The 12,171-nt window shown below is 70.4% G+C and carries 13 protein-coding genes; 7 read left to right on the forward strand and 6 right to left on the reverse strand.

What is annotated here, in order from left to right:
• A partial coding sequence (locus VFB40_RS01155; protein ID WP_414641997.1) for an AMP-binding enzyme occupies positions 1-355 on the forward strand: 355 nt, incomplete at its 5' end.
• Positions 356-414: 59 nt separating this feature from the next.
• The gene (locus VFB40_RS01160; protein WP_324847352.1) at positions 415-1,050 is read left to right on the forward strand and encodes a GNAT family N-acetyltransferase; all 636 of its coding nucleotides are present in this window, start codon (positions 415-417) and stop codon (positions 1,048-1,050) included.
• Between the two features lie 49 nt (positions 1,051-1,099).
• On the opposite strand, the gene VFB40_RS01165 is transcribed toward VFB40_RS01160, so the two are convergent.
• The 3 genes from VFB40_RS01165 to VFB40_RS01175 form a co-directional block, all read right to left on the reverse strand.
• Positions 1,100-2,212, reverse strand: a complete 1,113-nt coding sequence (locus VFB40_RS01165; protein ID WP_324847353.1) for a M48 family metallopeptidase — start codon at positions 2,210-2,212, stop codon at positions 1,100-1,102.
• Between the two features lie 352 nt (positions 2,213-2,564).
• The gene (locus tag VFB40_RS01170; protein WP_324847354.1) at positions 2,565-3,392 is read right to left on the reverse strand and encodes a Cof-type HAD-IIB family hydrolase; all 828 of its coding nucleotides are present in this window, start codon (positions 3,390-3,392) and stop codon (positions 2,565-2,567) included.
• 70 nt (positions 3,393-3,462) lie between these two features.
• A complete protein-coding gene (locus VFB40_RS01175) occupies positions 3,463-5,064 on the reverse strand; it encodes a molybdopterin-dependent oxidoreductase (RefSeq protein ID WP_324847355.1) in 1,602 nt (533 codons plus the stop codon).
• Between the two features lie 271 nt (positions 5,065-5,335).
• Here VFB40_RS01175 and VFB40_RS01180 point away from each other — a divergent pair, with 271 nt between their 5' ends.
• Positions 5,336-6,421 (forward strand): WD40/YVTN/BNR-like repeat-containing protein, encoded by a 1,086-nt coding sequence (locus VFB40_RS01180; RefSeq protein ID WP_324847356.1) that lies wholly within the window; start codon positions 5,336-5,338, stop codon positions 6,419-6,421.
• A gap of 42 nt (positions 6,422-6,463) precedes the next feature.
• Entirely contained in the window at positions 6,464-6,784 is a 321-nt protein-coding gene (locus tag VFB40_RS01185; protein WP_324847357.1) for a MoaD/ThiS family protein, read from the forward strand.
• 122 nt (positions 6,785-6,906) lie between these two features.
• Here VFB40_RS01185 and VFB40_RS01190 read toward each other — a convergent pair whose 3' ends face one another.
• On the reverse strand, positions 6,907-7,965 hold the full coding sequence (locus tag VFB40_RS01190) for a sigma-70 family RNA polymerase sigma factor (RefSeq protein ID WP_324847358.1): 1,059 nt from the start codon (positions 7,963-7,965) through the stop codon (positions 6,907-6,909).
• Positions 7,966-8,026: 61 nt separating this feature from the next.
• Here VFB40_RS01190 and VFB40_RS01195 point away from each other — a divergent pair, with 61 nt between their 5' ends.
• Both VFB40_RS01195 and VFB40_RS01200 read left to right on the forward strand, forming a co-directional pair.
• Positions 8,027-8,824 carry a HipA family kinase gene (locus tag VFB40_RS01195; protein ID WP_349261292.1) on the forward strand — a complete coding sequence of 266 codons (798 nt, stop codon included), beginning with the start codon at positions 8,027-8,029 and terminating at the stop codon, positions 8,822-8,824.
• A complete protein-coding gene (locus VFB40_RS01200) occupies positions 8,824-9,252 on the forward strand; it encodes a DUF3037 domain-containing protein (RefSeq protein WP_324847360.1) in 429 nt (142 codons plus the stop codon). The genes VFB40_RS01195 and VFB40_RS01200 overlap by 1 nt, the downstream gene beginning before the upstream one ends.
• A gap of 187 nt (positions 9,253-9,439) precedes the next feature.
• Here the strand turns inward: VFB40_RS01200 and murA are convergent, their stop codons facing one another.
• Positions 9,440-10,747 carry a UDP-N-acetylglucosamine 1-carboxyvinyltransferase gene (murA, locus tag VFB40_RS01205; RefSeq protein WP_324847362.1) on the reverse strand — a complete coding sequence of 436 codons (1,308 nt, stop codon included), beginning with the start codon at positions 10,745-10,747 and terminating at the stop codon, positions 9,440-9,442.
• Between the two features lie 79 nt (positions 10,748-10,826).
• Complete coding sequence (locus VFB40_RS01210) at positions 10,827-11,609, reverse strand: GNAT family N-acetyltransferase (RefSeq protein WP_324847363.1); 783 nt, start codon at positions 11,607-11,609, stop codon at positions 10,827-10,829.
• 62 nt (positions 11,610-11,671) lie between these two features.
• Here VFB40_RS01210 and VFB40_RS01215 point away from each other — a divergent pair.
• Positions 11,672-12,171 (forward strand): AAA family ATPase (locus VFB40_RS01215; RefSeq protein ID WP_324847364.1); only part of this gene is annotated, 500 nt, incomplete at its 3' end.

Consider the following 12,171-nt stretch of genomic DNA (forward strand, 5'->3'; position numbering starts at 1 on the left):
GTTCCGGACCGGGGACGTGGCGGTGATCGAACCGGACGGCACGCATCGCATCGTCGGGCGCGCATCCACCGACCTGATCAAGTCCGGCGGTTACCGCATTGGCGCGGGAGAGGTGGAGAACGCGCTCCTCGCGCATCCAGCTGTGCGTGAGGCCGCCGTCATCGGTGCGCCGGATGAGGATCTCGGCCAGCGCATCATCGCGTTCGTCGTCGCGGACGGCGTAACGGAGACAGAGTTGATCGACTTCGTCGCGAGCAGCCTGTCTGTGCACAAGCGGCCGCGCTCCGTGAGCTTCGTCAACGCGCTGCCGCGAAACGCAATGGGCAAAGTACGCAAGGATCAGCTTCGGCACTGATCCGCCAGACTTGGGCAAACTGATTGCGCCACCCAGATCCAGCGGTTTGAATGCCCGTGATGACTGATCTGATCACGCGGCGTCTCGTCCTCCACCGGTTGACGGTTCCGGAGGCGGCACGCATCGTCGGCGGGATCGCCGGTCCCGGGGACGTATGGGCGGACGGCTTCCCCGGCGAAGGCGACCGTGACGCTGCGCGAATGGCTGTGAAGGCGGCCAAGGCCCGCGCAGAGGCGCACGCTTTGGTGCACCGGCACAGCTCGGGTTACCTCGGATCGGAATTCGCCGTGGCCGCGGGCTACGGCTTCCGGCTCATCAACGGCAGCGCGCCGTCCTGCTCATGCCCTGACCAGGGCTCGGCGGCGCTCGACGTCGGGCCGTTCACCTGTTACCGCATCGACTGCCGCGCAGACAACACCGCCATTGGCACCATCGGCTTCCACGGTCCGCCGGACATGCGGCATCAGGTCACCATCGGCTATGGCCTCGTACCGCACAGCTGGGGCCTCGGATACGCGACCGAAGCGGTACACGAGCTCATCGAGTTCTGCCGCGCGCATCCTGACGTGCGCAGCATCGCCGCCGACACCGATCACGACAACATCGCCTCGCAGCGGGTGCTGATGAAGTCCGGCTTCAGCGTCGTGAGCCGGGACCGCGACCTGATCTACTACGAACTCGGACTCGGCAAGTAGCAGGCACGAGGCGGCCAGCAGGCGCGCGGCGGCCGCCGAGGCGCGCGCACTAGGCAGCCACGCGCTTTGCGGCCGCGCGCTTCGCAGCATTCAGCGGGGTACCAATCAGACTGTGCGCGGCCATCGCGTAGTACTGCCGCAGCTCGGCGTCGATCGCCGTCCACTCCGCGTCGTCTACCTCGACCGCGGCTGGTAGCTGCGGCCTGGCCGCGAGCAGTCTGCGGCGTAGGTAGTTGGCCGGATGCGTCGCATCGATCCGAGTACCGCGCTGCTCGTCGAGCAGCAGCCGGCGCCGCAATTCGTGATCCGGGATCGAATCGATGTAATCGCGCAGCCGCGGCCACGGATCCTCTTTGAAGCGCTCGGACTTCAATCGGCGCAGGAAGTAGTCGACGGACTCCGCGAGTGCCAGCCGCTCCGCAAGGGAGGTCGCCGCCGCCGACGAGCCCAGTCGCGCGCCGAGCTCGTCGGCCAGGTGCTCGGCGCGCTGTCCGCAGCGCAGATCAAGGCGGGTGAGCCAGAAGTAGCACCCGAGCGCCACGAGGAAGATCGGGCCGCACACCAGGAAGATGAACAGCGGCGTCAGCAAGCTCGCGAGCGCTTGGATGAAGTCGCTGCGCTCTCGCCGCCTGCGCGTGAAACGCTCGAAGCCGGACTCGCGTGGATTGAACATCTTGACCCACTCGACCAACGAACGGCGAGCCATCATGGCCCAAAGCCCGTGCGTTACGTCCCGGTTGACCTGGTGGCCCATCTCATGGCCTAACAACGCGACGCGTTGTGGCCCCGTGAGAATCGACCACAGCGGTACGCCGAGGGTGAGCAGCTTCTTGCGTCGCAACCCGATGTCCCGCGTCGAGGCGTTGAAACGGGCGTCTACGAGAACATAGTCGGGGGCCGGTGCCTTCAGCTGCGCGGCGCAGCGATCGAGGAGCCCGAACAGCGCCGGCGCTCTATCACGCGTCAGGCATGACTCGTCCAGACCGCGGGGCTTGCGCAGCACTCCCCACACCTGCGGCCGCACGGCGAGCGCCAGCAAGAGGCCGAAGATCCCGAGCGGCCAGCCCCACCAGTACTTCCCTGACCACGTCTTGATCGCGAGGATCGAGCCGACCACCAACGCCACGGTGGCCAGATGCACAAGGGTCGCGGCGATGGTCACCGCGACGCCGGTCGCAGACGTCGGCCGCAGGTCCTCTGCGGTAGTCAGTTCCTCACACAGCTGCTCGGCGCGAGCCCGCGCCCGTTCCCGGCGCCGTGCGACCCGTGGTTTCGGCGGCTTCTCAGGCGCCGTGTCGGCGTTGAAGCCGCAGCCCTCACACCACTGCACGAATCTGGTGTCGAATTCGCCGGTCCAGCCGCAGTTCGGACACCCGAACGCCACCAGCGTCGGCGTGCCTGTCAGCGCGCCGGTCCCCTCCTGGCCCATGGTCACGGCCGAATCTTGCTGCCTCGGCCGCTTCTCAGCAACGGGTTTACGCGATCGTTATACGTTTTCTGTCATGCCGGCTCTGTCAAACCAGGCCGAGCAGGGCCTCAAGCGCGATCGCGACGCCGTCCTCATCGTTCGATGCGGTAACTCGGTCAACGACTGCCAACACGTCGGCGTGCGCGTTGGCGACCGCGTATGCGGTACCGGCCCAAGTCAGCATCGGCAGATCGTTCGGCATGTCACCGAACGCGACGACGTCCTGTGCGCCGATGCCGAGGCGCACACACAGCCAGGCGAGCGTGCCCGCCTTGGTCGCGCCGCGCGGAGCGATCTCCACCAGGCCGCGGCCGCCAGACTGCGAGGCCTCGGCGCGGTCTCCCAGTACGGCGCGCGCGGCGGCGACCATGTCGTCCGCGTTCGCGGTCTCGTCGCGCGCGAGCACCTTGATGTACCGCCCGCCGACGGGCCTCGCCAGGGCCAGATCCTCGGTGAGGATGGCGCTGTCCCCGGAAATCAGGCCAGGCCGGAACGCAGGCTCGCAGAACACCTGGCCGCCGGTCTCCAGCGCGAATCCGGTCAGCGGCGCCAGCACCGGCCGCAGGTCGGCCACGATTTCAAGTGCCTGCTCGACCTGGAACGCATGAACGAGATCCGCCACTCCGGTCGCCACATCGAGCACCGCCGCGCCGTTCGCGCAGATCGCCGTGGTCACGCTGCCGAGCTGCCGAGCCAGCTGCACGACTGTGCGGTGCGGCCGCGCGGTGACCAGCGCCACCTCGATTCCGGCCGCCGAGCAGGCCTTGAGCGCCGCCTTGGTCCGTTCCGACACGCTGCGGTCGGAGCGCAGCAGCGTGCCGTCGAGGTCGGTCGCGATCAGCTTGGGAAGGGCCGGCCCGGATCTTGTGGTCACCTTTGGATTCTGTCAGGCGTGCAACGTCGACCGGCCGGGCGGTCCCGCGATCTACCTGTGCGCCCGCCGATCAGACGACGTTGACTGTGATCTGATGGTAGCCAGTTGCACCATCGGGCACGACGTCCTGGACTGTGGACGTCTGCACGGTGCCAGTCCCATCCGTCGCACGGACCGCGACCGTGTGCTTGCCGCGCGGCGCGTTCTGCCACGTGTACGACCACTGACGCCACGTGTCAGGAGTGTCCGACGCCGCGAGCGTCGCCTCTGCCCACGGCTGACCGTCGATCTGCACTTCTACCGCCGCGACACCGCGGTGCGTCGCCCAAGCGACCCCGGCGAGCGTGACCGTCCCGGCCGATACAGAGGCGCCTGAAGCCGGCACGTCGATGCGCGATGCGGTCTTCACCGGCGCCTGCTGCGCCCAACCGCGAGCCACCCAATATCCGGCATTGGACGCGAATGTGGTCAGCTCCAGATCGACGACCCACTTGGTCGCCGAGACGTACCCATACAGGCCGGGCACGAGCATCCGGCACGGGAAACCGTGCTCAATCGGGAGCGCCACGCCGTTCATCGCCACCGCGAGCATCGACTCACGGCCGTCAAGCACTGCGTTAACCGGCGTGCCGATCGTCATCCCGTCGCTCGACGTGGACAGGATCTGATCAGCTCCTGACTTCACGCCCGCCTGCCGCAGCAGCGGCGCGAGCGGCGCACCGACCCAGCGCGCGTTACCGCAGTAACCGCCGCCGACCGGGTTCGAGACACAAGTCAGCGTGAGGTCGTGCTCTTCCAGCGGCATCTTCAGCAGTTGCTCGAAGGAGATCTCCAACGGCCTGGCCACCATGCCGTGGATACGCAGCATCCACTTCGAAGGGTCGAGCTGCGGTACGGACAAGGCCGTATCGACGCGGTAGAAGTCTGTGTTCGGGGTGAAGAAGGGGCCGAGACCCGAGACGTTCGGGTGCGCCGCCGTCGGCACCGCGGCCAGCGGCTGCACCGGAGCCGGGATCTTCACCGCCGCACGCGCAGGCGCCGCGTTGTACCGCGAGTCGATCCAGCTCTTCGCGCCGAAGCCGCCCACAGCCGCACCGGCTGCGGTACCGAGCAGCGCACCGAGGAACCGGCGCCGCTCGGTCGGCCCGGCATACTCCGCGTCGTTTTCGGCAGCCAGCCGGTTCAGCCAGCGCAGCACCGCCACCGCCGCGCCGCCCGCGAACAGCGAGGGAAAGAGCGAGCCGGCGTTCGCGTTCGGCCGGGTCGCCGCCGCGATGATCCCGACCACGCCGAATCCGGCCGCGATGAAGCTCGCGAAGGTCAGATGCCTGCGCGCGAGCACACCCGCCGCCGCGGACACCAGCGCGAGGATCACGTACACGCCGGTGAGCAGCGCGGTCTTGTCGTGCGTGCCGAATTCGCGGATCGCGAACTCCTTGACCGCGGTCGGGGCCAAGTCGATCGCCCACTCGCCGACCGCCACGGCCGGCGCGCTGGCTGCTCCCGCGAACACGGCGACCAGCTCGCCGACCGCCAGCGCGGCCCCGCCGGCCAGCAGGCCGCTGAGCGCGCCGACCGCGATCCCGCGGAGCCCCATCGGCTCCGGCTCCTCCGTGCGGTCGCCCACCACCACCGCGTCGTCCATGTCCCTGCGCGCCTCGCTCGCCTTCACAGCACTCCGCCGGCATGCCGCCGGTACGCTTCCATCCTCTCCCACGGTCCGCGCCGATCCAGGGGTTCATTCATTACGGTCCGCGGATGATCGGGCGGCCGCCTGGTGCGTCGCGCGGGGCCGGCAGCCGGTTCCGGCCCAGACAAACGGGGCCGACTCGGCGCCGACTGGGCACCGGAGCGGCATCAACCCACGCGCGCGGCAGGAAGCTGCCACGCTTCGTTTTCGCTTCCCCGCGCGATTGTCGGAGGCCGCGGCTACGGTGGGCGATATGACCGATACCTTGCTGCTCGCCGGCACCCGAAAGGGCCTGCTGCTCGCGCGCCGGCGAGGCGGTTCCTGGGAGACCGAACCGCTCGCCCTGCCGATGACGGCCGTCTACGCGGTCGGGATCGACACCCGCCGCCCCACCCCGCGCCTGTTCGCCTCGGCGACCAGCGAGCACTGGGGCCCGACCATCCTGCACTCGGACGATCTCGGCCGCAGTTGGAGCGAACCGGACCACGCCCCGGTCGCCTTCCCCAAGGACCTCGACGTAGCCCTCGGCCGGGTCTGGCAGATCCAGCCGGGACCCGCCAACGAGCCCGACGTCGTATACGCGGGCACCGAGCCCGCCGCGCTGTTTCGCTCCGAGGACGGCGGCGTCAACTTCGAACTGGTCCGCCCGCTGTGGGAGCACCCGCACCGGCCGCAGTGGGGAGCCGGCTTCGGCGGCCAGGCCATCCACACCGTCATCCCGCACCCGGTCGATCCGCAGCGGGTACTGATCGCGCTGTCTTCAGGCGGCGTCTACCGGACCTACGACGGAGGGAAGAGCTGGGCGGCGGCGAACGCCGGGGTCAAGGCGACTTTCCTGCCCGAGGAGCAGCGCTACCCTGAGTTCGGCCAGTGCGTCCACAAGGTCGCCCAGGACGCCGAGGACCCGGAGCGGCTCTACCTCCAGAACCACAACGGCGTCTACCGCAGCGACGACTGGGGCGGCAAGTGGGTCTCGATCGCCGAGGGGCTGCCCGGGGAGTTCGGCTTCGCGATCGTGGCCGATCCGAACCGCGGCGGGCACGCGTACGTCTTCCCGCTGGTCTCCGACTACTCGCGGTTCACCCCGGAATTCCGCTGCCGGGTCTACGGCACCACCGACGCCGGCGAGACCTGGGCCGAGGTCGGCGCCGGTCTCCCGGAGAGCGACTTCTACTCCCTGGTGCTGCGCGACGCCTTCAGCTGCGACGCCGCCGAGCCGCTCGGCCTGTACCTGGGAACCCGCTCCGGCGAGCTGTACGCGGGCGGCGCCGGAGGCTGGGAGCGAGTCGCGGCCAACCTGCCGGACGTCCTGTCCGTGCGTGCGACGGCGCTGGCGTGACGCGAAGCGAAGCGAAGCAGTGAGCGGTGAAGGGCTGAGTTCATGACTGTCACCCTGCAACTGCCCGGGGCGCTGGCCGGCTACGCGGGCGGCCGCCGCGAGGTCAAGGTGGAGGTCGACGCGGAGGCCGCAGCGCCCGACCGGCTGGCCGACCGCCCCAGCTCGACCGTGGCCGGCGTCCTCGACCGGCTCGCCGCGGATCTGCCCGCCCTCGAGCGGCGGATCCGCGACGAGAACGCGGTGATCCGCCGCCACGTCAACGTGTACGTGGACGGCGCGGACATCCGAACCCTGTCGGGCGCCGAGACCCCGGTGCCCGACGGGGCGGTGATCGACATCATCGCCGCGGTGAGCGGCGGCTGACGGCGCCGGGCCCGACGACCGGGCCGGTCAGGCGCCGACGAGCCGGCTGGTCAAGTGCTGGCCGGTTCGTGTCGCCCCGGCACCTCGCGCTGGGGCACGCGCCGGGCCCGGCGACCCGCTGCTCAAGCACCGGCCGGTTCGTGCCGGCCGGGCATCTCACGCCGCGGTAGGTACGTGCTGACCGCGCCGTCGGCCACCCGACGCAGCTTCTCCGGGTTGACCACGGCGTACGCCTCGACGATCCGGCCGTCCGCGATCTCGAAGGCCATGACGCCCATCGCCGCCCCGGTCTTGTCGACGAGCACCAGGCCGGGCGCGCCGTTGACCTCCGCCTCGCGCATCTCCAGCCCGGACTCCGGATCGAGCCACCGGGTGATGCCGCTGACCAGCCGCGCCACCCGGTCGGCGGTAAGCACCGGCTGTGCGCCCGCGCGCACGATGCCGCCGCCGTCCGAGTGCCAGACGACGTCCGGGTCCAGCACGGCCATCAACCCGGAGATGTCGCCGGTGAGCGAGGCCGCCGCGAAGGCCGCGACGACCTTCCGGTGCTCGGGCCGGTCGAGCCGGCGCCACGGGCGGTCCAGCGGGCCCGAGCCGGCCGCGGTGTCCGCCTCCGCGACCTGCTCGTCCTCCGCCCAGGCCTCCGGCTCCGCCCAAGTCATGCTCGCGCCGCTGGTCCCCTCGCGCACTCGGCGCCGCGCCCGCGAGGCCAGCTGCCGCACCGATTCCGGCGTGCGGCCCAGCGCCTCGGCGATCTCGCCGAACCCGACCGCGAACACGTCGTGCAGCACGAACGCCACACGCTCGGCCGGGCTTAGCTGCTCCATGACGGCGAGCATCGCGTAGGAGACGGACTCGCCGAGCGAGGCCGCGTCCTCCGGGCCCGGCTGGCGGTCCACGGCCGAGATCGACGGCTCGGGCAGCCACTCGCCGAAGTACGCCTCGCGCCGCGCCCGCGCCGATCCGAGCTGGTCGTAGCAGATCCGGGTGACGACCGTGGTCAGGAACGCGCGCGGCTCCCGCACCGCGGACCGGTCCGTGCCCTGCCAGCGCAGCCAGGCGTCCTGGACCGCGTCCTCGGCGTCCGCCAGCGATCCGAGCAGCCGATACGCGACGGCGGAGAGATACCGGCGGTGCTGTTCGAAGTCCGTGCCTTCGTCAATCGTCTGTTCCCCGGTCACCACCACACGGTATCCGAGGGCCGTTGCCGCGGGGCGGTCGGCCGGGCCGAAAGAGCATGTGATGGCCAGACCCGGGCCCGCCGACGGTAGCCTTGATCGCGTGTTGCGCGAAGTGACGGCTACCCGGTACGTGACCCCGCTGCGGGAGGGCGGGTCGCTGCCGGCCATCGTCGAGGCCGACGATCTCGGCATGTACGTGGTCAAGTTCCGCGGCGCCGGACAGGGACGCAAGGCCCTGATCGCGGAGATCGTCGCCGGTGAGCTCGGCCGCGCCCTCGGCCTGCCGGTGCCGGAACTGGTCACCGTGCAGCTCGATGAGGCCATCGCGAAGGGGGAGCCGGACCAGGAGATCCAGGAGCTGCTGCTGGCCAGCGTCGGGCGCAACCTGGGCCTTGACTACCTGCCCGGCTCACTGGGCTTCGACCCGCTGGCCTTCCCGGTCGAGCCGGAGCCGGCCGGACGCGTCCTCTGGTTCGACGCCCTGATCGGCAACGTCGACCGCTCCTGGCGCAACCCGAATCTGCTGCGCTGGCACGGCAGGCTCTACCTGATCGACCACGGCGCCGCGCTGATCTTCCAGCACAACTGGCCCGCGGCCGCGGCTTCGGCGCGCCGCGCCACCAAGCTCGCCGACCACGTACTGATGCCGTTTCACCCGGACCTGGCCGCGGCCGACGCCGAACTTGCTCCGCTGGTTACGCCGGAGGCAGTCGGCGCGGCCCTCGCCTTGGTGCCGGACGAGTGGCTGGCGGACGAGCCGGGCTTCGCGAGGCCGGACGACGTCCGGGCCGCGTTCCTGACCTGGTTCGACGCGCGGATGCAGCAACCGCGCTCGTGGCTTCCGGAGGTGCCGAAGTGATGCAGGCCAAGGCACCGCAAGCCACCTCGCCCGAGGCGGCGCTGGTACGCAACGCCTTCGAGTACTGCGTGCTGAAGGCCGTGCCGCGGGTGGAACGCGGCGACAGCGTGAACGTGGGCGTCATCGTGTACTGCCAGGCACGCGACTTCCTGGACGCCCGCACGCACCTCGATCCCGCGCTCCTGCTCGCGCTGGATCCGGCGGCCGACGTCTCAGGGATTGAAGCCGCCGTCGCCGCCTACGCCTGCGTCTGTCGCGGCGGCAAGCAGGCCGGCCAGGCCGGCGAGACCACGGCCGGGCAGCGTTTCCGCTGGCTGACCGCGCCCCGCTCGACGGTGGTGCAGCCGGGACCGGTGCACCTCGGGCTCACCGCGGACCCGGCGGCGGACCTGGAGCGGCTCGCCGTCCGGCTTCTGCCGCCGCAATAACAGGCCCGCTCTTCGAGGTGGGCGCCGTTTCCGTATCAGGGCGCGCCCGGCATGTCGCCGCCTAGGTCGCACTGCGCGGCCGTCTCAGGGACGCGGTCCAGCGGTCTCGCGCCGAGCCGCGGCGCTGCCTAAGCCGCGCTGTGCAGCCGTCTGCCGCCCCGCCGTCCCAGCCGCGCCGCGCCAACAGCTAGGCCTCGATCGGCGTGATCGCCATCCCGATCGACTGGAGGCGTTCCAGCGGCTCGTCGTAACCGCGCTCCAGCGAGTCGACATCCAGCAGCACCGACGAACCCTCCGCGATCGAGGCCGCGATCACCGACGAGTACCCGGTACGCACGTCCGGCACGTGCACCTCCGCGCCCACCAGCTTCGATGGGCCGTGCACAACCGCCGAGTGCAGGTAGTTGGTGTCGTGGAACCGGCAGCCGTTGCCGCCCAGGCACATCGGGAACAGCTCGATCTCGCAGCCGAGCTGCTTGAGCGCGTCCACGTACACGAACCGGTTCTCGAACACCGTCTCATGCAGCACCGACAGCCCTCGCGCCTGGCTCATCAGCACCAGCAGCGGCTGCTGCCAGTCCGTCATGAATCCGGGGTGCGTATCCGTGCTCACCGCCGCGGAACGCAGCCCGCCCGGCGCCGACGCGGTGATGTACGCCTCGTCGATCTCGAACTGCGCGCCCATCTTGCGCAGCGTCTCGATCGCGGTGACGAGGCGGTCCTGAGCGCAGCCGTGTACCCGAACCTGACCGCCCGTCAGCAGCCCGGCCACCAGATAGCTGAACGCCTCGAGTCGGTCGCCGGCCAGGCGAGTCGCCGCACCGTGCAGCCGCTCGACGCCCTCAATCACGATCCTGCGGTCCGGCTGCAGCTGGATGCCCGCGCCCATGCGCTGCAGGAACAGCGCCAGTTCCAGGATCTCCGGCTCGACCGCCGCGTTCGTGATCACGGTGCGGCCCTCGGCGAGGACCGCCGACAAGATCACGGATTCGGTCGCGCCGACGCTCGGATAAGGCAGCGAGATGCGGGTACCGCGCAGCCGCCGGGCTACCGCGTGCAGACCTGATTCGTCGACCGTGATCTGTGCGCCCATCGCGGTGAGCGCCTGGATGTGGAAGTCGAGCGGGCGCGGGCCGATCTGGTCGCCGCCGACCATCGGCACGAAGGCCTCGCCGGTCAGGTTGAGCAGCGGGCCCAGCATCAGCACCGGAATGCGGTTGCGACCGGTGAAGGTCTGCGGCACCGCGGACTGCGGGCTCGCGGTCGGCTCGACGCGCAGCGTGTCGCCGTCGCGTTCAACGGAGCAGCCGACGGCCCGCAGCATCTGCGCGGTGATCTCGACGTCGCCCACCCGTGGCGCATTGCCGATCGAGCTCGGTCCGCCGCCCAGCATCGCGGCCACCATGTGCTTCGTCACCGCGTTCTTCGATCCGCGCACCGTCACATCGCCGCGCAGCGGGCCGGTCGGATCGATCTTCCAGCCTCTCGTTCCCATGCGCGTCATTGTGCCGGTCCGCGCGGCTGAGCGGAGTCGATCAGCGTTATCGGCGCGAAACCCGCTGGTGTGACGTGCGTTACCGGCTCAGCTCGGCGCGTTCCCGCAGCCGTCCGGACGAGAAGCGGTGCGTTGTCTCATAACCCAGTCGCACGTACAGGCGCCGCGCCGAATCGTTCGGGTGGTAGTGCGCCAGCGTGCACAGCCGCTCGCCGTCCTCGAAAGCCTGACGCGTCAGCGCGGCCGTGATCGCACCGCCGAATCCTCGGCCACGCGCGACCGGATCGGTCGCGATCGAGGCCAGGTAAGCGACACCGGAAATGCGGCGGGTCAACGCGCCGACGCCGAGCAACGCCCCGGACGTCTCGTCGCGCACGCCTGCCCACTGCTCGACCAGTTCATAGTCCGCGCGCACCGAATGGTGCGGGTTGACCCGGTCGAGGAAGCCCTGGATCTCAGGCCGATCGTCCAGCACGGCGACGAGCGACTCCGCCGGTTGAGCCGCAGGCGGAGCCCAGGTCGCCATCAGATCCCAGTCGCTGTCCGCCTCCTGGCCGGGCGCGGAGTCCGCGTTCCACCGCGCCAAATCGACGCCGCGCGGCACGGTCAGCCCGGCGATCTGCCCGCCGAGCTCCGCCAGCGCGGCGTCCACGAGCACCGGCGCGACCTGCGGGTCGCCGACCACGCTGAGCCAGCAGGCGGCGCCGCTGTAGTCGTCCTTCGCTGCGAACGCGAGCCCGCCGTCCAATGCCCAAGCCGCGATCGCGCCGCCACGCGTCTCACTGATCACCATCACGTCGTCCGGAGCGGTGGTGTGCAACTCCTCGGCGGTAAGGCGCTGAACCGTGGATATCCCCGTCATGATCCACGATTCTGGCACGGTCGCCGGTCTGTCAGTCACCGCGCCGCATTACGCTCAGGTGTATGGAGCCGGAGACCCTTTTCGACGCCGTCGGCCGGGAACGGGCCGAGGCCGGTGCGCCGCTGGCCGCGCGGATGCGGCCGCGCACCCTCGACGAGGTCGTCGGCCAGGCCAAGCTGCGCCGCCCCGGTTCACCGCTGCGCCGCCTTGTGGAGGCCACGCCCGGCTCGCGCGCCGTGCCCGCCTCGGTGATCCTCTGGGGCCCGCCCGGCACCGGGAAGACGACGCTCGCGCACGTGGTCGCCCGCAGCACCGACCGGCATTTCCGTGAACTGTCCGCGATCACCGCCGGGGTCAAGGAAGTACGTGCGGTCATCGAGGGCGCGCGCCGCGATCTGGGCATGTCCGGCCGCGAGACGCTCCTGTTCCTCGACGAGATCCACCGCTTCTCCAAGGCGCAGCAGGACTCCTTGCTGCCAGCGGTCGAGAACCGCTGGGTGACGCTGATCGCCGCGACGACGGAGAACCCGTATTTCTCGGTGATCTCGCCGCTGCTGTCCCG

Origin of the sequence: Actinocrinis sp. (genome assembly GCF_035650855.1) — a bacterium.
Lineage (GTDB): Bacteria > Actinomycetota > Actinomycetes > Streptomycetales > Catenulisporaceae > Actinocrinis.

Bases quoted from the DNA above. Each gene is read 5' to 3' on its own strand.
- VFB40_RS01160 (WP_324847352.1), top strand. From the start codon at position 415: ATGACTGATCTGATCACGCGGCGTCTCGTCCTCCACCGGTTGACGGTT.
- VFB40_RS01200 (WP_324847360.1), top strand. From the start codon at position 8,824: ATGCAGGCCAAGGCACCGCAAGCCACCTCGCCCGAGGCGGCGCTGGTA.
- VFB40_RS01195 (WP_349261292.1), top strand. From the start codon at position 8,027: ATGGCCAGACCCGGGCCCGCCGACGGTAGCCTTGATCGCGTGTTGCGC.
- VFB40_RS01210 (WP_324847363.1), bottom strand. From the start codon at position 11,609: ATGACGGGGATATCCACGGTTCAGCGCCTTACCGCCGAGGAGTTGCAC.
- VFB40_RS01180 (WP_324847356.1), top strand. From the start codon at position 5,336: ATGACCGATACCTTGCTGCTCGCCGGCACCCGAAAGGGCCTGCTGCTC.
- murA (WP_324847362.1), bottom strand. From the start codon at position 10,747: ATGGGAACGAGAGGCTGGAAGATCGATCCGACCGGCCCGCTGCGCGGC.
- VFB40_RS01185 (WP_324847357.1), top strand. From the start codon at position 6,464: ATGACTGTCACCCTGCAACTGCCCGGGGCGCTGGCCGGCTACGCGGGC.